Origin of the sequence: Candidatus Paracaedimonas acanthamoebae, from assembly GCA_017307065.1 — a bacterium.
Lineage (GTDB): Bacteria > Pseudomonadota > Alphaproteobacteria > Caedimonadales > Caedimonadaceae > Paracaedimonas > Paracaedimonas acanthamoebae_A.
This window is the reverse complement of the sequence record JAFKGL010000014.1, coordinates 1-22,357: the sequence shown is the minus strand read 5'-3', so window position 1 is coordinate 22,357 and position 22,357 is coordinate 1. Positions and strand designations below refer to the sequence as shown.

23 protein-coding genes and 1 tRNA gene are annotated in these 22,357 nt (G+C 35.5%); 20 read left to right on the top strand and 4 right to left on the bottom strand.

Translation table 11 applies throughout. From position 1 onward, the window contains the following. Positions 1 to 16: 16 nt before the first annotated feature. A complete protein-coding gene (locus J0H12_03075) occupies positions 17 to 667 on the bottom strand; it encodes a tetratricopeptide repeat protein (protein ID MBN9412895.1) in 651 nt (216 codons plus the stop codon). A gap of 161 nt (positions 668 to 828) precedes the next feature. Here J0H12_03075 and J0H12_03070 point away from each other — a divergent pair, with 161 nt between their 5' ends. After that, positions 829 to 1,566, top strand: coding sequence for an SIMPL domain-containing protein (locus tag J0H12_03070; protein MBN9412894.1), 738 nt, complete (start codon positions 829 to 831; stop codon positions 1,564 to 1,566). A 16-nt stretch (positions 1,567 to 1,582) separates the two neighbouring features. On the opposite strand, the gene J0H12_03065 is transcribed toward J0H12_03070, so the two are convergent. Continuing rightward, a complete protein-coding gene (locus tag J0H12_03065; GenBank protein ID MBN9412893.1) occupies positions 1,583 to 2,200 on the bottom strand; it encodes a glutathione S-transferase in 618 nt (205 codons plus the stop codon). Between the two features lie 198 nt (positions 2,201 to 2,398). Here J0H12_03065 and tsaB point away from each other — a divergent pair, with 198 nt between their 5' ends. The 11 genes from tsaB to J0H12_03010 all read left to right on the top strand — a co-directional run bounded on the left by tsaB (position 2,399) and on the right by J0H12_03010 (position 12,963). Continuing rightward, positions 2,399 to 3,046, top strand: a complete 648-nt coding sequence (tsaB, locus tag J0H12_03060) for a tRNA (adenosine(37)-N6)-threonylcarbamoyltransferase complex dimerization subunit type 1 TsaB (protein MBN9412892.1) — start codon at positions 2,399 to 2,401, stop codon at positions 3,044 to 3,046. Then, positions 3,046 to 3,507 carry a GNAT family N-acetyltransferase gene (locus J0H12_03055; GenBank protein MBN9412891.1) on the top strand — a complete coding sequence of 154 codons (462 nt, stop codon included), beginning with the start codon at positions 3,046 to 3,048 and terminating at the stop codon, positions 3,505 to 3,507. Before tsaB ends, J0H12_03055 begins: the two co-directional genes overlap by 1 nt. Positions 3,508 to 3,673: 166 nt before the next feature. Beyond that, on the top strand, positions 3,674 to 4,114 hold the full coding sequence (locus tag J0H12_03050; protein MBN9412890.1) for a MucR family transcriptional regulator: 441 nt from the start codon (positions 3,674 to 3,676) through the stop codon (positions 4,112 to 4,114). Positions 4,115 to 4,209: 95 nt separating this feature from the next. Then, the gene (miaB, locus tag J0H12_03045) at positions 4,210 to 5,604 is read left to right on the top strand and encodes a tRNA (N6-isopentenyl adenosine(37)-C2)-methylthiotransferase MiaB (protein ID MBN9412889.1); all 1,395 of its coding nucleotides are present in this window, start codon (positions 4,210 to 4,212) and stop codon (positions 5,602 to 5,604) included. 32 nt (positions 5,605 to 5,636) lie between these two features. Continuing rightward, positions 5,637 to 6,596: a PhoH family protein gene (locus J0H12_03040; protein MBN9412888.1), complete on the top strand. Its 960-nt coding sequence runs from the start codon at positions 5,637 to 5,639 to the stop codon at positions 6,594 to 6,596. Between the two features lie 31 nt (positions 6,597 to 6,627). Further along, complete coding sequence (gene ybeY / locus J0H12_03035; GenBank protein ID MBN9412887.1) at positions 6,628 to 7,122, top strand: rRNA maturation RNase YbeY; 495 nt, start codon at positions 6,628 to 6,630, stop codon at positions 7,120 to 7,122. Beyond that, positions 7,115 to 7,942 carry an HlyC/CorC family transporter gene (locus J0H12_03030; protein MBN9412886.1) on the top strand — a complete coding sequence of 276 codons (828 nt, stop codon included), beginning with the start codon at positions 7,115 to 7,117 and terminating at the stop codon, positions 7,940 to 7,942. Before ybeY ends, J0H12_03030 begins: the two co-directional genes overlap by 8 nt. Before the next feature lie 8 nt (positions 7,943 to 7,950). Continuing rightward, positions 7,951 to 9,507: an apolipoprotein N-acyltransferase gene (gene lnt, locus J0H12_03025; GenBank protein MBN9412885.1), complete on the top strand. Its 1,557-nt coding sequence runs from the start codon at positions 7,951 to 7,953 to the stop codon at positions 9,505 to 9,507. Positions 9,508 to 9,514: 7 nt separating this feature from the next. Then, positions 9,515 to 10,171, top strand: coding sequence for a tRNA (guanosine(46)-N7)-methyltransferase TrmB (trmB, locus tag J0H12_03020; protein ID MBN9412884.1), 657 nt, complete (start codon positions 9,515 to 9,517; stop codon positions 10,169 to 10,171). Positions 10,172 to 10,262: 91 nt separating this feature from the next. Next, positions 10,263 to 12,185 (top strand): asparagine synthase (glutamine-hydrolyzing), encoded by a 1,923-nt coding sequence (asnB, locus tag J0H12_03015; protein MBN9412883.1) that lies wholly within the window; start codon positions 10,263 to 10,265, stop codon positions 12,183 to 12,185. A gap of 13 nt (positions 12,186 to 12,198) precedes the next feature. Further along, positions 12,199 to 12,963: an alpha/beta hydrolase gene (locus tag J0H12_03010; GenBank protein ID MBN9412882.1), complete on the top strand. Its 765-nt coding sequence runs from the start codon at positions 12,199 to 12,201 to the stop codon at positions 12,961 to 12,963. A 29-nt stretch (positions 12,964 to 12,992) separates the two neighbouring features. Here the strand turns inward: J0H12_03010 and J0H12_03005 are convergent, their stop codons facing one another. Then, positions 12,993 to 13,385 carry a CrcB family protein gene (locus J0H12_03005; GenBank protein ID MBN9412881.1) on the bottom strand — a complete coding sequence of 131 codons (393 nt, stop codon included), beginning with the start codon at positions 13,383 to 13,385 and terminating at the stop codon, positions 12,993 to 12,995. Between the two features lie 313 nt (positions 13,386 to 13,698). Here J0H12_03005 and J0H12_03000 point away from each other — a divergent pair, with 313 nt between their 5' ends. Further along, complete coding sequence (locus J0H12_03000) at positions 13,699 to 14,106, top strand: hypothetical protein (GenBank protein MBN9412880.1); 408 nt, start codon at positions 13,699 to 13,701, stop codon at positions 14,104 to 14,106. A gap of 71 nt (positions 14,107 to 14,177) precedes the next feature. Here J0H12_03000 and J0H12_02995 read toward each other — a convergent pair whose 3' ends face one another. Further along, positions 14,178 to 15,461: an MFS transporter gene (locus tag J0H12_02995; protein ID MBN9412879.1), complete on the bottom strand. Its 1,284-nt coding sequence runs from the start codon at positions 15,459 to 15,461 to the stop codon at positions 14,178 to 14,180. A gap of 291 nt (positions 15,462 to 15,752) precedes the next feature. On the opposite strand from J0H12_02995, the gene J0H12_02990 reads away from it, so the two are divergent. From J0H12_02990 to J0H12_02960, 7 genes are all read left to right on the top strand, one after another. After that, on the top strand, positions 15,753 to 17,693 hold the full coding sequence (locus tag J0H12_02990) for a S9 family peptidase (GenBank protein MBN9412878.1): 1,941 nt from the start codon (positions 15,753 to 15,755) through the stop codon (positions 17,691 to 17,693). An 8-nt stretch (positions 17,694 to 17,701) separates the two neighbouring features. Continuing rightward, positions 17,702 to 17,992, top strand: coding sequence for an ETC complex I subunit (locus J0H12_02985; GenBank protein MBN9412877.1), 291 nt, complete (start codon positions 17,702 to 17,704; stop codon positions 17,990 to 17,992). Positions 17,993 to 18,061: 69 nt separating this feature from the next. Next, positions 18,062 to 18,138 (top strand) — tRNA-Met (locus tag J0H12_02980). A gap of 251 nt (positions 18,139 to 18,389) precedes the next feature. Then, positions 18,390 to 20,039 carry a peptidylprolyl isomerase gene (locus J0H12_02975; GenBank protein ID MBN9412876.1) on the top strand — a complete coding sequence of 550 codons (1,650 nt, stop codon included), beginning with the start codon at positions 18,390 to 18,392 and terminating at the stop codon, positions 20,037 to 20,039. Positions 20,040 to 20,062: 23 nt separating this feature from the next. Further along, positions 20,063 to 21,205, top strand: a complete 1,143-nt coding sequence (locus J0H12_02970; GenBank protein ID MBN9412875.1) for a Re/Si-specific NAD(P)(+) transhydrogenase subunit alpha — start codon at positions 20,063 to 20,065, stop codon at positions 21,203 to 21,205. Between the two features lie 11 nt (positions 21,206 to 21,216). Further along, entirely contained in the window at positions 21,217 to 21,639 is a 423-nt protein-coding gene (locus J0H12_02965; protein MBN9412874.1) for an NAD(P) transhydrogenase subunit alpha, read from the top strand. Positions 21,640 to 21,649: 10 nt separating this feature from the next. Beyond that, positions 21,650 to 22,357, top strand: a 708-nt coding sequence (locus J0H12_02960; protein ID MBN9412873.1) for an NAD(P)(+) transhydrogenase (Re/Si-specific) subunit beta, incomplete at its 3' end; no start/stop codon positions are given.

Genomic DNA, 22,357 nt, shown 5'->3' with positions numbered 1-22,357 from the left:
CTCTTATTAAGTATTATTAATTTAAAGCACCAATTTGTTCTAAATAAGCCATGGCACGACTTTTGATGCTGGGTGAAGCATATCGATCTTCAATTAAGAACTTGAAAAGTTCTGCTGCTTTCTTCAAATTGTTTTGTCGAATTGCAAGAAGGCCTAAAAGTTCTATTGCAGACTGACGCCATATGCTTGTTCCGTTGGCAATTGGTTCAAGAAGCTTGGTAAGAGAGTGGACATCTTGATTTTCAAAACCTTCATATCCCCATAAGATAACAGCAAGCTCTCTAAATTTAGCTTCAACTTTCTTATCTTCAGAGAGGTTTAGATAAATTTTAAATCGTTCTTCTTGGCTGATATTTGATAAATGTGCTTTTTTAAATGCCGCCATCACGCTGTATCCGTCGTGCTCATTTTTTAGAGACTCAAGAATTTCTTTAGCTTTTTCAGGGAGGTTAACATCTGAAGCCTGTAAAGCTGCTTCATAGAGAGAAGCATGCTTTAGATTCTTTTGGTTCTTAAGATGTTCCCAAAAAACACTACCAGCTGTGATTAAAATGATTGAAAGAAGGGAGATGATAATTAAATTTGCATATTTTTTCCAAAATTTAATTAATTGTTCAAGGCGAACATCTTCTTTAATTTCTTCAATTATTTCATTCATTTCAGTCATTTAAAACCTCATTTTTTAATGCAGGTTACTCTAATGCAAAATTTTCTAGAAATCAAACCTTTAAGCCAGATTTAAGATTATTTATTTGAATCGTAGACTTTTAAGTAAATGAGAGATAAAGTCATTAGAAAAATAATTTTAAGTAAGAAGAGGGGCTTGTTATGGAGGGAAGAAAAAATTCTGTTCTGTCTGCATTAATTTTTGGGGTGTTTGTTGCTGTTGGATTGTCACTCTTAGGTTTTTTTATTTTCAGAGGGGCGCAAAGCATCAAGTTAGCCGAAAGATATGTGACAGTTAAAGGTCTTGTTGAGCGCATGGTTAAATCTGATCGTGCTGATTGGGAAATTGCAATAAGATTAAGTGGGGATAATTTAAGCGACCTTTATAAACAAATTAGTGAACAAAAAGCAAAAATCCAAGAATTTCTTCAAACCGTAGGTCTCGAAGAATCAGAGATCAAAAATACTTCACCTCAAGTCAATGATACGCATGCGCGCGATTGGGGTGGTCAACTCCCGCCTCATCGTTATATTGTCGAACTTTCTTTAAAAGTGGCTACCCAAAAAGTGGATTTAATCGAAGAAACAAATCGACATTTAGGAGAATTGGTAAAAGAAGGTGTTGCTGTTTCGCGCTCAGAGGTCAGATATCAGTATACTCGCTTCCGCGAATTAAGGCCTGAGATGCTTGCTGAAGCTACAAAAAATGCGCGTGAACTAGCTCAGCAATTTGCCGTAGATTCGGGAAGTGGTATTGGAGCTATACGCCGTTCAAATCAGGGTGTTTTCCGTATTATGAGTGCGGATGCTTCCCCTACCGAAGACTTTGATTCAGGCCATAATTCTTTATTTAAAAAGATTCGTGTTGTTTCTACAATCGACTTCTTTTTAATTGATTAAACAAAAAGAATAATATTTAGAATAATACCAAATTTGATTTATCTTCAGGTGTCCAAAATAAGAATTTTTGCATGATATCTTTAAATAATTGACTTGAATTCAAAAGATTTAGCCATGATTTTATATGAGGGTAAGGCTGGGCCTCGAACCAATTAGGTGTAACTCTGGAAAATTGCCGAATGAAAGGAAATATTGCTAGGTCCACAAAAGATATAGAGTTTCCTTTTAAAAATGGGGTCAATTGATCCTCAAGTTTTCTTACAAAATGTTCGCATTCCTCCCGATAGACCTTATTATTTTCTTCTGAATATCGGCCAGGGTATTTATAGCGATCTAAGGCATGTTTAAAAGTTGTGTCATTTTCTCGAATTAGTGAGAGTTCTTCTTTTGATAAATTTGATGCTGGGAAAGACCATCTCATGATATCTAAGCTTTCCTCAAGAAGAGTGCCATTTTCTAATAACATTATAGGGACAGTCCCTTTCGGAGAAAGAGTAAGCAATTCAAAGGGCTTATTTTTTAAATCTACTTCCCTATGTTCATGGGGAATTTTTGAGGAATAAAGTGCTAATCTTGCTCTCATCGCATATGGACAACGCCGAAATGAATAAAGAATAGGAAGATGAGATAGCATTGGATATTTCCTTAATTTAAATGGCAAAAAGAATATAACATAATTTTTAAATTTTCTGCTTTTAACGTAAGGTTCAAAGCGTCAGGAAATGGGAAAATTTTTCTGATGAAATATTTTTTGAATTTTCTCGTGTTTTCTTTACTTTATCTATTAATTATGCTGAGATAAATCAACTTATTACTATGACTTAAAATTGTTGTGAATATTCTAGCGTTTGAAAGTGCAAATTTTTCTCTCTCCATTGCAGTGCAAAACTGCGATAATCAGAGAGCATTCCGAGAAGTAAGAGAAGTACGAGGTCAAGATACTAAAGCGCTTCCACTTATTATTGAGGCCTTGCAAGAAGTAAATCTGAAATTTGAAGACATTGATCTGATTTCAACAACACTTGGTCCTGGTTCATTTACAGGGTTGCGTGTGGGCCTTTCTTTGGCGCGTGGCTTCAGATTAGCGTTAGGAATACCTTTAGTTACTTTTAATTCTTTTGATTGGGTTTTTGAGACAGTCAAAGAGAAACAAAAATATGAAGAAATATATGTTATTTTAAATTCTCAGCGAGAAGAATTATTTTTCAAAAAATATGCAATAACAAATCAAGATCCCGAATTACTTACAGGGCAAGAAATTGCAAATCTTATAACCTCTAAACCTACTTTAATTATAGGAGATGGTGCTATATTTGTTCAAGATTTAGTGGTTGATAGGCAAAATGTTGAAGTTATTACAAGCATGCCCACAGCTGAAACTTTACTAGAAATTGCAGCGAAAAATTTAAAAGCAAGGTATTACAGTGATGAAAAGCCATTTTACTTGCGATCACCTGATATAACGCAGCCTAAGAAATAGTGGATTACAAAATAGTACCTTTTAATTTTGAAGTATGTGAGCAAGCAGCGACTCTACATGCATCAGCTTTTGATTGTGCATGGTCAAAAAATGAATTTGAAGTTCTTTTAACTGTAAATCCTGGCGTTTTTGGTTTTAAAGCAGTTTCTTCAGAAGAGCAGTTATGTGGATTTATTTTATTGCAGTATATTATTGATGATGCCGAAATATTAACTTTAGGTGTTTCGAAAAATTGTAGACAACAAGGTATTGGAAAAGAATTAATAAAGACAACAATAAAGAAACTTTTTATAAAAGGGGCAAAGAGGCTACTTTTGGAGGTAAGTGAATATAATAAAGAAGCCCTTTTATTGTATAAAAGTTTAAATTTTAAGGCCTATGGGCGACGAAAAAATTATTATTTATTAAATGATAAAAAACAAGCTGATGCGTTACTTTTAGAAATCAAATTGAATAATTAATTAATTTACAAAAAATTGCTTGATTATTTAGAATAAATATTCTAAACCATTGGACAAAGATATAAATATATTAAAATATAAAAAGGGAATCATTTAGTTAAGTGAGGAGCTTTTTTTAAAGCAATCAAAGAAAAAAAATAAGTAAAAAAACAAGAAAGGAAATACAATGACAAACTCTCTTAATAAGCCCGTAAATGATACTCAGTCCTTTGAGCTGCTCAGTATGACTACTGATATCGTTTCTGCTTATGTTTCTCATAATACAATTGATATTAATGAGCTTCCTCGCTTACTTAAGCAAGTTTCTTCTACTTTAAGTGAATTAACAGGTCAGTCAACAGGGTTTGTTGATCGCCCAGAACCAGCGGTTCCTGTTAAAAAATCTATCAATGATGAATATATCGTATGCTTGGAAGACGGTAAAAAGTTAAAAATGCTGAAACGCCACCTAAAGACAGCTTACAACATGACACCTGAACAGTATCGTGAGCGTTGGGGACTTGGACCTGATTATCCAATGGTTGCTCCTAATTATGCGAAACAAAGAAGTTTTTTAGCGATGAAGATCGGTCTAGGTCGTAAACGTCGTGAAGCTGAAGCAGCTTAATTTTTAAAGATGCTCAAAAACAAAAGCGCGGTTCTTTACAAACCGCGCTTTTGTTTTTATTTTAACCTAAAGTATTAGAAATTTTATAATTTAAGATGTCTGATTTAAAAAAGAAAAAAAAATTATATATTAAGACTTATGGATGCCAAATGAACGTTTATGATTCAGAACGTATGGCAGATTTGTTAAAACCTTTAGGATTTATAGTAACAGAATTACCTGAAGACGCTGATATGGTGATATTAAACACCTGTCATATTCGTGAAAAAGCTAGTGAAAAAGTTTATTCAGAATTAGGTCGTATTCGAGAGTATAAAGAAGCTAAAAAGTTAAAAAATCAAAACATGGTTATTGCTGTTGCCGGGTGTACAGCTCAGGCTGAAGGAGAGGAAATTCTCAGGCGTGCACAATATGTTGATGTAATTGTGGGGCCACAAAGTTATCATAAACTTCCACAGATTTTGGCAGAAATAGAAAGAAAGACAGCTGTAACTGAAGGACCTGGTCGTGGTGTTTTAGAGATAGATTTTCCCATCGAAAGTAAATTTGATTTCTTACCTGAAACTTCTGACCCTCAGGGAGTATCCGCATTTCTCTCAATCCAAGAAGGATGTGATAAGTTTTGTCATTTCTGCGTCGTTCCTTATACAAGGGGAGCTGAATATTCTAGACCTGTTGAAACTATTTATGAAGAAGCTTGTCGACTTGTTGAAAAGGGTGTGCAAGAAATTACACTTCTTGGTCAAAATGTAAATGCATACCATGGAGCATTTTCTGATGAAGATGGAGAAATATGGACTTTAGGAAAGCTTATTCAATATCTTTCACTTATTCCAGCCCTTAAACGTATACGATATGTAACGTCCCATCCGGCAGATGTAAATGATGACCAAATTAATGCCCATCGCGATATTGAAAAACTCATGCCATATTTACATTTACCCATTCAATCTGGCTCCGATCGAATTCTAAAATTAATGAATCGGAAGCACACGGCTTCTTATTATTTAGATATTATTGATAAGCTTAGATCAGCTCGGCCTGATATAGCATTTTCTTCAGATTTTATTGTTGGGTATCCTGGTGAAAAAGATAAAGATTTTGAAGATACACTTGAGCTTGTGGCTAAGGTGAATTTTGCCTCTGCTTTTTCTTTTAAGTATAGTCCTCGTCCAGGAACACCTGCATCTGTACTAGAAGATCAAGTCCCTGAAGAAGTAAAAACAGAGCGTCTCTCTCGTTTGCAAGCTTTATTATTTGAGCAACAAAGATCTTTTAATCAGTCTCTGATAGGAAAAAAGATCTCTGTGCTTTTTGAAAAAGAAGGACGTCACTCAGGGCAATTAGTGGGGCGGAGTCCTTATTTACAATCTGTTTATGCCGAAGCTACACCACGTTTAATAGGGCAGTGTGTAGATATATTAATTACTCATGCAACTCAGAATAGTTTGACAGGAACAGTCATAATACAAGAAAAAGTTGCCATATAATTAGTAAATTAAAGAGGGGGAAGACTTTAATCATGGGAAATAATGCTCATATTACACTTGATGTAGAATTTGATGATAATCGTCTTTTATCCCTTTTATTTGGTGAACGTGATCAGCATTTGCTTAAAATTGAAAATAGTTTAGGCGTACTTATTAAAGCACGAGGAAATCAATTAATTGTTACAGGAGAATCAGGTAGTGTGGTTGCTGCACAAAATGTCCTTAATCGTCTTTATGACAGATTGAAAAAAGGACTTGTTGTAAGTATTGCAGAAGTTGATGCAGCATTACGAATGATCCTTGCAAGCAGTGTGAATGTATCTTCTCAAGTTCAAGAATCTTTTGAAGTGATTATACCGACGCGTCGGCGTGTTATTAGCCCGAGAACACCTGGGCAGACAAATTATATTCATGCCTTGCAAAAAAATGATTTAGTGTTTGCAATTGGTCCTGCTGGTACAGGAAAAACTTATTTAGCTATGGCTACAGCTGTATCTGCGTTGCTCTCTGGCCAAATTCAACGAATTATTTTATCAAGACCAGCTGTTGAAGCTGGAGAAAGATTAGGATTCCTTCCTGGAGATTTGAAAGAAAAAGTTGATCCTTATTTGCGTCCTCTTTACGATGCACTTTATGATATGCTGCCATCTGAACAAGTAAATAAGAGGCTAGTCTCAGGAGAGATAGAAATTGCCCCTCTTGCATTTATGAGGGGGCGAACCCTTTCAAAAGCTTATATCATTTTGGATGAAGCGCAAAATACAACTATTTCTCAAATGAAGATGTTTTTAACGCGGATGGGAGAAGATTCTAGGATGGTCATAACAGGGGACTTATCTCAAATTGATTTACCGCCGGGGAATATAAGTGGCTTGAAAGACTCAATTGAAAAATTGAATAATATAGAAGGAATTGCTATTAATTATTTTAATGAAAATGATGTTGTACGTCATCCGCTTGTTAGTAAAATAGTGCGGGCTTATGATAAATAAAATAAGTAATTTTAATTAATGGTGGCCTATTTTGTCCTCATTCACTCCTTTTGCAGATAAGTTTCAAGAACTCTCTATTCATATAAAAGATAAAGAATGGAAAAATCTGGAGTTAGATTTAAAAAAATTTACCTCTAGAATTGTTAAGCATGTTCTTGAACATGAAAAAGAAGATGTTTATGAAATTTCAGTTTCATTTGTGGATGATACTGCTATTCAACAGCTAAATTTTAAATATCGAGGAAATAACAAACCTACTAATGTGCTTTCATTTATATACAATGTAAAACCGCTATATGGTGATATTATTCTTGCATATAATACTATTCTTTGTGAATCAAAGGAGCAGAAGAAGCAATTTCAAGACCATTTAACTCATCTCGTGATTCATGGAACCTTGCATTTATTAGGATATGATCATGAAACGGAGAATGAAGCATTTGTTATGGAAGAACTTGAAAAGAGGTTTTTAAATTATTTTGGGATAGCAAATCCTTATAATGGAGAGGAGACAACTAGTGCTTAAAAAAATTAGAGGGATACTTGAAAAATTATCACTTCGACGAAATGAATCTGTAAGAGAAACGATAACAGAGTTAATTCAAGAGGCTCCTAAAGAAGAATCATCCTTAAACGAAGAAGAACGTATTTTACTTTCTAATACTCTTGCGTTGAGAGATATTACTGTAGACGATGTTATGATTCCTCGTGCTGATATAGTCTCAATTCCTCATGATATTTCTTTTAAAGATCTTACGAAACTGATGAGTGAGAAACCATTTACGAGATTTCCTGTTTACCATACAACGTTAGATGATGTTTTGGGGCACATCCACGCAAAAGATGTCGCTATTTGGTCAAAAATAAAGGACTTTGATGTACGTAAGATATTGCAACAAGTATTATTTGTGCCTCCTTCGATGCGTTTACTTGATCTTTTATTGCAGATGCGTGCCACTCAAATTCCTATGGCTCTCGTTGTTGATGAGTTTGGGGGGATTGATGGTTTAGTGACGTCTTGGGATATTATCCGTGAAGTATTAGGAGATCTTCAGGATGGTCATACTCCTGAAATTTCAGCTCAATTGACAAAGGAAAATAGCCGAACTTATGTTGTAGATGCAAGATTATTGATCCAAGATTTAGAAGAAGAAGTTGGCGCTATTTTAACAGCCGAAGAACGAGAAGATGACATCGATACAGTGGGAGGGCTTGTGATGTATATAACAGGTCGTGTTCCTGATCAAAAAGAAGTCATTAAACATAGTTCTGGGGTATTATTCGAAATCCTTGATGCAAGCCCTCGACGCGTTAACACTGTAAGAATTAAACTTCCTCCAAGATGATTAATAGAATGCTGATTTCGAGATCTTGGAGGGTTTTTACTATAGCTTTTTTATTGGGAGCTCTTGGAACTTTAGCTTTTGAACCATTTTCGTGGTTCTTCATGGTCTTCTTTTCAGTGGGAGGGCTTTTATGGCTCCTTAATAACGCCTCAACAAACTCATGGAAACAGGCTTTTGCGATTGGTTGGTGGTTTGGTTTAGGCCATTTTACAACGGGTCTTTATTGGATTTCTTTTGCTTTAGGTGTAGATTTGAAACAGTTTGGTTGGCTTATTCCTTTTATTGTTTTAGGACTTCCGGCTATTTTAAGTTTTTTTATTGCGCCAGTCACTTTTTTTGCGAAAACTTTACAAGTTAAAGGCTTAGAACAAGCACTTTTCTTTAGCATCACTTGGGCTTTTTTTGAATGGCTCCGAGGACATTTATTTACAGGATTACCGTGGAATCTTATAGGATATACTTGGGTGCCATATGAAACAATTAGCCAAAGTTTATCATTTCTAGGAATTTATGGCTTAAGTTTTATCACCATTTTTATTGCTACATTGTTATATTGTACTGTTACTGCGGAATCTCTTAAAAAAAGTCTTTCTTATTTTTTATTCGCGACCCTCCTTTTAGGAAGTCTTTGGGGAGGAGGAAAATGGCGTCTCTTGCATGTAAAAGAGGAATCAATTCCAGATGTCTATTTAAGGATTGTACAACCTAATATTTCTCAAAAACTCAAATGGAATCGCGAATATGCAGATAAGAATTTTGAACATATTTTAGCCCTTACAAATTCTCCTGCGAGAAAGAAAATTACGCATATTCTCTGGCCTGAATCCGCGATTCCTTTCTTCCTTGAATATGATCATGAACGTCGTCAACGTTTAATAAGTATTATTCCCTCTCAAGGATACTTAATGACGGGTGGTATTCGCCTTAAAAAACATTCAGTTTCTAACGTTCAAATTTGGAATAGTATATTTGTTATAACGGCAAAAGGTGAAATAGAGGAGATTTATGATAAAAGTCATTTGGTCCCTTTTGGAGAATATGTTCCTATGCGTTCATTTTTTCCAAGTTTTATTAAAAAGATAACAGTTGGATCTATCGATTTTTCATCTGGATTTGGCCCTAGAACTCTTAAAATAACAGGATTACCTCCATTTAGTCCTCTTGTTTGTTATGAAGGGATCTTTCCTGGAGAAGTCAAAGGAAGGGAAGGGGAACGACCTGAATGGATTTATAATGCAACGAATGATGCTTGGTATGGTCCAACTTCAGGTCCTTATCAGCACCTTGTTATCAATCGTGCTCGGGCTATTGAAGAAGGTTTACCTTATATGCGCGTAGCGAACACAGGAATTTCTGCTGTTATTGATGCTTATGGGCGTATCAAAGCAAGCTTACCTTTAGATACAGAGGGTGTCATTGATACAGAACTTCCTATGCCATCACCTTCACCAACGTTTTATTCTTTATATGGAGATCGTATTTTTTTTGGTCTTTTGTTCTTTTTCTCATTGTTATTTTTTTGCAGTTTCTTTAGTCAGAGAAGAAGTATAAAAAATAGAAATTGAGCAAAAGATGACACTACAAGCAGTCGAGAAATTTTATGGCCGGCGTAAAGGGCGTTCTTTAAAAAAGCAAAAAACAGAATTCTTGAAAACTTTAGATCTTTATAGGGTTAAATTTCCTTTGGATTTAAAAGAAATGTTCCCAAGTGTGCAAGAAATTTGTCTTGAAATTGGATTTGGTGGTGGAGAACATTTAGCTGCATTGGCTGAACAGAATCCAAAAGTAGGGTTTATTGGGGCCGAAGCCTTTATGAATGGTGTAGCATCTTTTTTACAATTTAGATTCGAGAAGCAACTTAATAACGTACAATTATTTCCCGATGATGTACGGCTTTTACTTCAAGAATTACCTGATAACTCAATTCAAAAAGTTTTTATTCTTTTCCCTGATCCTTGGCCTAAGAAAAAACATCATAAAAGACGAATCGTAAGCCCTAAATTAGTGGCTGAGTTAAGCCGGATAGTAAAAAAGGGGGGAGAGGTTCGTCTTGCTTCTGATGTGGCAGATTATATTGAGCATATGCAACAAGCATTTCAAACTGTTTCTGAATTTCAACTTCAACTATGTAGCCAAGAAAAGCCAGATGCTTGGCCTTCAACCCGGTATGAGATGAAAGCTTTAGAGGCTCATGATTATCCACAATATTTAATTTATTTAAAAAACTAAGTCACTTATTCTTAATTCTTTTAAGATTTACAACAATTTATTTACACGTTAATTTCTAAATTCAGAAATGACAAAAATGAAAAGTTCATAAATGTGTGGTATTGCAGGTTTTCTTGATTTTTCAAGAGCAACTTCTTCTGATTTAATGAAGAAACAAATTTCTCAAATGACTGCGAGCCTTTCTCACCGAGGGCCAGATGACGAAGGAATTTGGAATGAGGTTGAACAAGGGATTGCATTAGGGATGAGACGTCTTGCTGTCCAAGATTTGTCTCCAGCAGGTCATCAACCAATGATATCAAAGGATGGGCGTTACGTCATTGTCTATAATGGTGAGATTTATAATGCCCCTGAACTGCGCCAATTACTTGAAAAAGAAGGATTTAATTTTCGCGGTCATTCAGATACAGAGGTCATTCTAGAAGCTTGTGCTCGGTGGGGTATTGTTGATACGGTGAGTCGTTTAAACGGTATGTTTGCATTTGGCTTATGGGATCAAAAAGAAAAAAAACTGATACTAGTGCGGGATCGGCTTGGAATTAAGCCTCTATATTATGGAAAAATTGGAAAAACTCTTCTTTTTGGATCTGAACTAAAAGCCTTATTATCTTATGATAAATTCGAGCGAAAACTTAATCCAGAGGCCTTAAATAACTATTTTAAATATAATTTTATTCCTGCGCCACAGACAATTTACAATGATATTTATAAACTTTTACCAGGTACCTTAATAATTTTTAATGAGCATGGAAAAGATGAACGAAAAGTTTTTTGGGATCCATCAAAAATTGTTCAAGAAGGTCTCAATTTAAGAGAAAGCAAGATTTACGATGACAAAAGTACAATTGATGAGCTCGAGCGACTCTTAAAAGACTCTATAAAAAGACAGATGATAGCAGATGTGCCTTTGGGTGCCTTTTTATCTGGTGGTGTTGATAGTTCAACTGTTGTTTCTATCCTGCAAAGCTTAAGTTCTAGTCCTATAAAAACATATTCTATTGGTTTTGAAGAAGAAGGGTTCAATGAAGCTGAAAATGCTCGGATTATTGCTCAATACTTAAAAACAGATCATCATGAATTAATTCTAACACCTCAGGATGCGACTTCAGTCATCTCTCAATTGCCTAAGTATTTTGATGAACCTTTTGCAGATGCATCTCAAATTCCAACATATTTAGTTTCGAATCTTGCTCGGAAATCCGTAAAAGTAGTTCTTTCTGGTGATGGAGGAGATGAACTTTTTGCAGGTTACAATCGTCATCGTATCGCCGCACGAATGCAGAAGATTTATAGTTTTTTACCTTTAGTATTTAGAAATATTATAGGAAATAGCATAAAATTAGGAAATGAAGATTTTTGGGATAGAATGATTCCTTCAAGTCTTTTACCGCAAGCAGGAGATAAACTTTATAAATTTGCAAACATTTTGAAATCTAAAGATGCTAAAGAGCTTTATGAAATCCTTTTAAGTCAACGAAAAACATCTACAAATTTTTTACGAAACCAACACAATACGAATATATTTCAGTCTGAAAATCAGTTTTCAAACTTTATGGATTCAATACAATATTGGGATCTTATCAAATATCTTCCTGATGATATTCTTGCAAAAGTTGATCGTGCCTCAATGGCTGTAAGCCTTGAAGCACGTGTTCCACTTCTTGATCATCGTATTGTTGATCTTGCTTGGAAGCTTCCCCTCAATATGAAAATTAGAGATGGGTCCACAAAATGGATTTTACGGCAAATTCTTTATCGTTATGTTCCCAAAGGGCTTGTAGAAAGACCTAAAATGGGATTTGGTATTCCTCTTGGAAAATGGTTAAAAGGTCCCTTAAGGGATTGGGGTGAGGAATTTATTTCTGAAAACAGATTAGAAAATAGTGCTTTTTTTGAGGTGAAACAAGTTCGACAGATGTGGCAGAAGCATTTGCAAGGTCAGGGAAATTATCAACATCAATTATGGAGTATTTTGATGTTTGAAGCATGGAAAGAAGATCAAGAAAATTTTTAAAGGGAATTAATATATGACAATTTCTTATCGTACTTATGGATATGGCTCAGAACATGTAATTGTGATGCATGATTGGTTTTTTACAAGTTACGATGCTATTCAACCTCATCTAAATACGAAAAAATTTACTTATGCATTTGTTGATTTGCGTGGATATGGTCGTTCTAGAGCTATTACCGGCGAGTGTTCTATCGAAGAAGCTACTCAAGATATTTTAGCCGTTGCGGATGCTTTAAAATGGAGCCAGTTTCATATTATTGGGCATTCGATGAGTGGAATGATTGCTCAATACCTTATGTATAAAGCGCAAAAACGTATTTTATCATGTATTGCAATTACACCGATACCTGCTTGTGGTTCTCCTGTACCTGAAGAAGTAAAAGGATTTTTAGAAGAGGGGGCTCGAAATAATGATGAAATTGCTGAACAAATGATTGGTTTGATGACAAGTCATCGTTACGGGAAGAATTTTGCAGAACTTAAAGTAAGACACTGGAGAGAGAGCTCTTCTTCTGAAGCGAGAGTTGCTTATTTGAATATGTTCACAGAAACTAATTTTGTTGATTATATAAAAGGCCTTAAGACGCCTATTTTAGTGTTAGCAGGAGCTCATGATTCAGAAGGAGTGCAAGAAGATGTAATGCATGCAACATTTGGGAAATGGTACTCTAACATCCAGATAATTGTTTTAGAAGGGACGGGGCATTATCCAATGCAGGAAGTCCCTATAGCGCTCACATATGCCATTGAGGCTTTTCTCGAGAAGACTTCATTATAATACGTTATTTTTTAATTGGTTGATGACATTTAAAAATTTAAAATGAATTTTACAATTTTTAAACCGGCGAAGAAGGCAGTAATAACACCAATAAAAGTTACTGAAGCATAAATTAAGGCCCAAATGTTTAATCCTCTCTCCACGATGAGAGCATATTCTAAAGAAAATGCAGAAAATGTTGTAAAGCCTCCAAGAAACCCAGTTGTCACAAACTCTTTAAGCAAATTATTAGGTGTCCAATATGAGGCCATAAGTTCAATAAGAACTCCCATTAAAAAGCAACCGAATATATTAACTAAAAATATAGGGGCAGGGAAATATGTTAGAAAGAATGTTGGCAAATGGCGACATAAGATGGTTCTTAAAATTGCGCCAAAAGCTCCGCCGATGCCGACAGCGACTATAACACTTAATTTTATCATGTATATTAATCTTCTCTCTTATTGTCTCTACTTTCATCAAATTCTTATCATAGATTTCTTAAGAGAAGGCTAATCAGTAAAATCATAAATATAATTTTTGACTTAGATAGAAAAGCAATATTTTTGTCTAGAATTCTATTATGAGAACTTTGAACTGTAGTTCATGAGATTCTCAAAGTACTAAAAAAATTCATTAACAAGGCTTCCTTTTAAAATCCCTTAAAATTATTTCCTTTATTTGGAATTGAAACTAGTAGATCTTATTTAAGCGATAAATTTGATACAACTCGATATATAGAAAGAAAGGTGTTCTGTGAATAAAATAAATTTATTTTTGCTTATTAGTTCATCGGTACTCGTTGCCTGTAATCAGCATAAAAGAGAGCCATTCCTTGATGTTGAGCCAAGTGTGGAAGCTCCTTTGCCACCTCATGCACCAACAGAGCCTTTAGCATTCAATCAGTCAGAAAAATCTATTTTGTCTCCAAAAGAAGAATCTTCTCTAGAGATTGCTATCCCAGAAAAAGCACAGCTAGATCAACTTACAGAGTGGCATCCTAAAGAAGGGGATTTGGTAAGGGCAGGGGAACTTATAATGAAGTTGAAGAAAGAAACAGAAAGTAATTTAACTAATGAGAAAATGGTCTCTTATCTTGAAAATAATATGTCAATAAGCTCAAGTCAGGCTCACCTTATACTTGAAGAATTGGGATTAGAATAATTTTAAAGATGAGAATAAAAAAAGCTGAGGAATTCATCAGCTTTTCTATACATTAACATAGAAAGTCTATCCTAACTAACTAAAGCATTTTTCTTTTTTCGATTATTCTTATATCCAAGAATAATAATCAACACTAACAGAGAGACTGTTGCAATCACACCACTGAAAGAGAATGCTGACACTTGGCCATAATACTCTGAAATTACTCCGGCTAGATGATCAGCAAGATAGGCAGAAATTGCACAGATAATATAATAACAACCAAACCCAGTACCCCGTAAATCTGTCGGGACGATTTCCGCAATTAATGAGAGGAAAATGTTTTGAGTGACGCCATATTGGATTCCCCAGAAAAAACATCCAACATAAACCCAAAGAAGTGAATTTGCTGTTGCCAAGAAATGATCTGCAAGAATTAAAAATACAATTCCCATGGCTAAAAACCAATAACGGTTCATACGATCTGCTAATACGCCAACAGGGTAGGAAGAAAGACACCAGCCAGCATTAAAGATCAACATGATCGTTGGAACATATTCACTTTGAAGGCCAAAGTTATTGTAGGCGTGAAGAGTTAAAAACGTTTCACTAAAACGTGATAACATGAAAATAGAAGCAACGAGCATTAAGAGCCAAAAGGATGATCCAAGGGCTGGTAAATTTGACCAATGCATGCGTGAACGATTTTTTTGTTCAGGTAATGGAATCTCTGAAGAAACAGCAGAATGTGCAAATTTTTTAGGTTCATGAACAAAGAAAATGAGAATTAAGAAAGCGATAAATGCAGGTATAGCAGCTAATTGAAATACTTTTTTAAAATCACCACCCATCCAAATCATTGCACCAATTCCGGCAATCGCACCTAACAAAGATCCAGATTGGGCAAGAGTTCGTTTTAATCCATAAGAGGCACCAATCCGATTCGCAGGGGAAATATCTGCAACCATTGTATCTCGCGGAGTTGATTGGATTCCATTTCCAAGGCGTTCGACAAGTCGGGCTCCAAATAGAGGCATAAAGCTTGCTGCAAGGCTAAAAATTACTCTTGAAAGAACAAGCATGGTATATCCGACGAGCATCACAGGCTTACGTCGACGTAAATAGTCACTGAACATTCCGGATAATAATTTCATTAAGTAAGAGCAACCTTCTGCCACTCCTTCAACAACGCCAATCCACGCCATAGTAACACCTAAGGATTTCATATAAATCCCAATGTAGCTGTAGACCATGATGAACGACAGATTAACCAGGAACATCATCCAACCAAGAGTCCAAACAAGCTTTGGAATTGGTGCTAGAGTCGTTGCTGATCGAGAAGGTTCTTGAGAAGATTTATTATGGGTAGTTGTCATTGTTAATCCAGAATTATCATGTTGATATTCATAAAATTTATACCCTTTAAGAAAAGTTAAGCTACTAATACATATTCTGGAGTGGGAATTCAATGGTCTAAAATAAGATAATTTGAATTTTATGGATATTTTAAGCGATTGCACAGAAATTTTTTGCTCAAGTGTTTGATAAAAAATTTATTTTTTTAGAGTATGAAATAGAATCATGTTAAATAATTTTTTGAAACACCTCTGAAAAATAACTTTTGAGGTAATTAATTGAGTGTTTTTTTAAGAATTTAAAGGAGTGTTATGTCTTCTTCTAAGATGATTGAACGAGAAGTTTTATTTGGAAATCCTGAAAGAGTAAGTGTTCGCCTTAGTCCGGATGGAAAATATCTAAGCTATGTGGCGCCATATCAAGAAGTATTAAATATCTGGATTGCTCCTCTTAACAACGTTAAAGATGCTTTTGTTATTACTCAAGATGAGAAAAGAGGAATTCACAATTATAGCTGGGCTTTTGATGGCAAAACACTTCTTTATATGAAGGATCAAGAGGGAAATGAAAATTGGCAACTATTTTCTGTCGATGTAGAAACAAAACAGCATAAATGCTTAACTCCACAAGCCAATATCCAAGCACGCATTGAAAAATTAAGTCCTTCATTGCCTCAAGAATTACTTATTGCGATAAATGAGAGAGACTCAGCTTATCATGATCTTTATAAACTTAATATATGTACTGGAGAGAAGGTTCTTATCTTCAAAAACGAAAGTTATAGTGGTTATGTTTGTAATGAAGAGCTAAAATTAAAACTTTTAGCTAAAGAGACTCCTGAGGGAGGAAGTATATGGTTTTATCTCAATGAAGGAAAGGTAACACCTTTTCAAGAAATCCCTGTAGAAGATAGGCTTACAACAACGCCGCTTCGTTTTAATAAAGAAGAAACTCAACTTTATCTTATTGATAGTCGTGGCCGGAATACAGGGGGGCTTTTTGAATTTAACCTTGCGACAGGAATCCAAACATTAATAGGTGATGATGCTCGGACTGACATCAGTGATGTCATGGTAAACCCGATAACGAAAAAGATCGAGGCTTATGCAGTAACATATGGTCGCAAAGAATGGAGTTTTTGTGTTGAAGAGATCTCTGAAGAGTTAAAAACTCTCCAATCTATAAAAGAAGGGGATATCGAGGTATTATCCAGAACGTTAGATGACCAACATTGGATAGTGGGTTTTATAAAAGATAATAGCCCTTTGCATTATTATCACTATGACCGTCACCAAAAACAAAAGACTTTTCTCTTTTCAAATAGACCTAATCTTGAAAATATGCCCCTTGTAAAAATGAGACCGATGGTCATTAAAGCGCGTGATGGATTGGATCTAATGTGTTATTTAAGCCTACCGGAAGATTGCGAAAAGCCAATATGTCCTTTACCATTGGTTTTACTAGTTCATGGTGGCCCTTCTGCGCGAGATTATTGGGGATATGAGCCAATTCCACAATGGCTTGCAAATCGAGGATACGCTGTTTTAAGTGTTAATTATCGAGGATCTACTGGTTTTGGGAAAAATTTTCTTAATGCTGGTAATGGGGAATGGGGCGGCAAGATGCACGAAGATCTTTTAGATGCAGTGCAATTTGTAATTGATCAAAAAATAGCAGATCCTGAAAAAGTAGCTATTATGGGAGGAAGTTATGGCGGATATGCAACGCTGATTGGATTAACTTTTACGCCAGATATCTTTGCATGTGGCATTGATATTGTGGGCCCTTCCAACCTTGTAACTTTAGTTGAAAGTATCCCTCCTTACTGGAAACCCTATCTTGCGGCATTTAAAGTAACAATTGGTGCTGATTTTGAGACATTTGAAGGAAAAGAATTTTTGAAGACGCGTTCACCTATTCACTACGTAAATCAGATAAAAAAACCTCTTTTAATTTGTCAAGGAGCTAATGATCCTCGGGTTAAGCAAGCTGAATCCGATCAAATTGTAAAAGAAATGGAAGCAAAAAACATACCTGTTACGTACGTTCTATACCCAGATGAAGGGCATGGGCTAGCGCGTCCTCAAAATAGATTGTCATTTTTTGGTATTGCCGAAGCTTTTCTTGCGCAAAATTTGGGAGGAAGAAAGCAACCACTTGGACTTGCTGATTTTGAAAAATCATCATTCCAAGTGAAGGTAGGTAAGGATATTATCACAGATCTTAAAAATTATAATGCTGAACGAGATTGAGTTATATTATGGCAGATGTACGAATTTATAAGCAAAAAAAATCAGCAATGCAATCGGGACTCAGGCGAACAAGAAATTGGGTCCTTGAATTTATTCAACCTGCACACCTTTATATAGAACCTTTAATGAAATGGGCTGGTTCTATTAAAACAAATTCAGAAAAACAAAGACTTTTCTTCGAAACAAGTGAAATGGCTATCGCCTATGCTCGCTCAAAAAATTTGACGTATTTTGTTGAAAATTCTTCTCTTATTAAGGTGATCCCAAAACGGTATAGCGATAATTTCAAAAGACTTTAGATATTTATAAATATTTTTCTTGCTTTATGTTCTCTATCTCGTGTAAACAAAGGTCATTCCTGTTCTTATCGCGGGGTGGAGCAGCCAGGTAGCTCGTCAGGCTCATAACCTGAAGGTCAGAGGTTCAAATCCTCTCCCCGCAACCAATTCAATATTCTTTCAAAAACCTTATAATATAAGCTAATTTTTTACGACGTTTGGCAGATTTCGTAGAGATTTTATTATTTCCATGATTTTAAGAGCGTATGTTTCTCAATTATTAAAATTTCATAAAGGATGCATTTTAGCATCTAACATTTTTAAGAATAGCTATGATTGCAATTTGATAAAATAAACCCGTTGCTCTAAAGCTGTGTTCTCGTTAAGATCATGCCTTATAATTTAAAAGAGGGTTTAAATGTTAATTGAAAAAATTCGAGCACACTCTGAGAGTTGGTGGTTTCGTTCATTTCTTGGAATCTTAGCAATAACCTTTGGTTTCCTTTGGTATGGAAATGATTTAATTTTGGGAAGTCGGGGAAGCGGAATGACTATAGCATCTGTTGGAGGTACTAAGATTACCCTTCAACAGTTCTCTAGAGTCTTGAATTTAGAAATAAATCGAATAGAGGCAAATCTCAATCAAAAGCTTCTTCCTGATCAACAAAAACAGCTTTACCCTTTAGTTTTAGAAAGGCTGGTTAATGATACGCTTCTTAATAAAGAAGCACAAAGATTAGGCCTTACAGTTACAGATGATTTTTTGCGCAGAATTGTTACTGAAGATAAAAATTTTCATAATGAAAAAGGCGTATTTGATCGTGAAAGATTTAATGTTTTCCTTTCTCAAACAGGCTTAACTGAAGTAAATTTCTTTAATGAAATTCGTCAAGAAATTTTGAGAAATGAGCTTTTGGAAGCTATTTTTGGCGGAATTCAAGCTCCGGCAAGTTTAGTTCAAAGAATATATGCATTCATTGAACAAAAAAGATTAATTTCTTTTGCAACAATTGAGAGTGCAAAAATAAAGCTTGATCGTGAACCTTCTCCAGAAGAAGTAGAAGGGTTTTATGATAAGCATCATTCCCTTTTTACGGCGCCCGAATATCGAGATATTTCAGTCCTGACATTGAATATATCTAACGTAATGCCGCTAATTAAATTAGGCGAAGAACAAATTAAACAAGCATATGAGTCCCGTCTTGAAGAATTTAAAGGGCAAGATTTTGCAAAGGTAAAAGATAAAATAGTCGATGATTTGAGAAAACAAATAGCGGCAGATAGGCTGTATGAGTTAACTAATAAGATTGATGATGATATTGGTGGAGGAGCTACTCTTGAAGAAGTTTCTAAAAAATATCAAATTCCCATGAGTCAGATTACTAAAGTAGCTCATGATGGAAATCCTTCTTCTGATACGTTAAATTTTAAAGACCAACTTAATGACAAAGTTTTAGCTTTAAAGGTTATAAAAGATGCTTTCCAGCAAACACTTAATGTTGTTGGCAATGTTGTTGAAGCAGGAGAAAGTAAGTATTTTATTGCTCGGGTTGATAAAATTTATCTTTCTCAATTGTTTCCTTTTGATCAAGTAAAAAAAGAAGTTTACAAAGCTTTAGTATCTCAAATGAAGGGGCAAAAAGCAGCGAATTTAGGAATGCAATGGGTAGAAAAAATTAATCAAGGAGGGAATCTAGAGGCTCTCGCGGGGCTTCAAGGTTTTAAAGTATCTCACCTTAAAATAGGTCGACAAGGCCCTATTGCACCTAGTAATATTCGCTTTTCTGATGAATTTCTTTCAAAACTTTACCTCTTGCCGAAAAAGGTTGCGGCAGCTACATCCTTATTAAATGATAAAGGAGAAAAGGATATTATTGTAGCTACTGTGAAAGACATTGAAGCGGTTTCTATAGAAAGAGCTAAAAATGAAATAGCAGGGTTTAAAACAAGGATGAATCAAGAGCTGGCGAATGATCTTTTAATTCAATATTTAGAATCAATACGTCAGAGATTTTCAGTAGATTATAATAAGAAACTTTTCGCACAACTTATGAGTGCAAAGTCTTAGAAAGAGAATAAGGAAGTCTAAAAATGAAAATAGCAATACCCAAAGAGAGAAGAACCGGAGAAACGCGTGTTGCAGCTTCTCCAGATACCGTCAAGAAATTAGTTGGAATGGGATTTGAAGTTATCGTTGAGAAAGAAGCTGGTCTTTCAGCGTCAATTCCTGATGAACAATATCAAGAAGCTGGCGCAACTATAATGAAAGATTTTTCAAGTACAGTTTCTCAAGCTCAGATTGTTTTGAAAGTTCAAAGCCCACTTCATAAAGGTGAAGGAGAGCTTGATGAAATTTCTTTATTACCTAAGGATGTGGTTCTGATTGGTATGTTGTCACCTTATGCCAACCGTGAACAACTTAGTTATTATGTTAAATCTAAAATAACCTCTTTTTCTTTAGAATTTGTCCCCCGTATTACACGGGCTCAATCAATGGATGTGTTATCTTCTCAAACTAACCTTGCAGGATATCGTGCGGTTATTGAGGCGTCTCAAGTTTTTGACCGTGCTTTTCCTATGATGATGACAGCTGCAGGCACAATTGCACCAGCTCGTGTTTTAATATTGGGTGCTGGTGTTGCTGGACTTCAAGCTATAGCAACGGCAAGACGTCTAGGCGCTGTGGTCTCTGCTTTTGACGTTAGAGCTGCCGCAAAAGAACAAGTAGAGAGCTTAGGAGCGACTTTTGTTTTTGTTGAAGCCGATGAAAGTGGAGAAGGCTCAGGCGGTTATGCAAAAGAAATGAGTGAAGACTATAAAAAGCGACAATCTGCAAAAATTAAAGAAGAAATCGCCAAGAATGATATAGTTATCACAACAGCTCTTATTCCTGGAAAGCAAGCGCCACTTTTAATTACAGAAGATATGGTACAAGCAATGAAGCCTGGATCCGTTATTGTGGATATGGCAATCGAGGCGGGTGGAAATTGCAATTTAACGGAAGTTGGAAAAGTTAAAGAAAAACATGGCGTGAAAATAGTAGGTTATCCACAATTAGCAACTAGAATTCCTAGAGATTCAAGTGCCTTATACGCGCGCAATATTTTAAATTTCTTATCACTTCTTTATGATAAGGAAGCCAAGACGCTAAAATTAGAGTTAGAAGATGAGATTCTTCAAGCCGCAGTTTTAACTCATGGTGGAAAAATTATTCATCCGCAATTTCAATCTTAAGGAGATTAATAATGAATTTTGCACCACTACTTGAGAAGGCTCAAGACCTTATTAAACAGTCAACAGATTTATTAAATGCCTCAAATAATCTTAAAGAAGCTGTCTCTGCTGTTCAAGAGCAAGCTGCAGTTGCTGCAATGACGCAACAAGGAGTATCTCCTTTTATTTTTGGGCTTACAGTTTTTATTTTGGCAGTTTTTGTAGGCTATTATGTCGTTTGGCGTGTCACACCTGCATTACATTCTCCTCTTATGGCGGTAACGAATGCAATTTCAAGTGTGATTATTGTGGGAGCGCTCTTGGCCTCAGGTTTATCTGCTTTGGGATTTGCTAAGATTCTTGGTTTTTTGGCAGTTATCTTAGCTTCAGTTAATATCTTTGGTGGATTTATTGTTACGCAACGCATGTTGCATATGTTTATGAAGAAGAAATAAGGAAAATATGATGTCTGAAAATCTTTTAGCTCTAAGTTATCTTGTCTCCTCTGTCTTTTTTATTATGGCCTTGCGAGGACTGTCATCTCCAAAAACTGCTCTTGGTGGGAATATTTATGGTGTTTTAGGAATGCTCATTGCAATCGGTGTAACTATTGCTTCTCCATCTGTTGTTGGGTTTGAAATGATCCTTGCTGGTGTCTTAATCGGTGGTGCTTTAGGCACAGTGATAGCTCTCAGAATTCAAATGACGGCCTTACCTCAGCTAACAGCGGCTTTTCATAGTTTAGTTGGTCTTTCAGCTGTTTTTGTAGCGATGGCAGCACTTTGGAGTCCTGAAGCGTTTGGTATTGGCTTTTCAGGCAATATCAAAATGGGAAGTCTAATTGAAATGTGTCTTGGTGTGGCGATTGGTGCCATAACTTTCACAGGGTCAGTTGTCGCGTTTGCTAAATTGCAAGGACTTGTCAGTGGAAAGCCTCTGGTATTTCCATTCCAGCATCTTTTAAATGCGTTATTGGCTATTTTATTAATCTTTTTGGGGTATATGTTTGTTAAAACTGAATCTCATTTTATCTTCAGTATGATTATCATTATCTCATTTGTTTTAGGATTTTTATTAATTCTTCCTATTGGAGGAGCGGATATGCCTGTGGTTGTCTCAATGCTGAATTCTTATTCAGGATGGGCGGCTGCTGGAATTGGATTTACGCTTAAT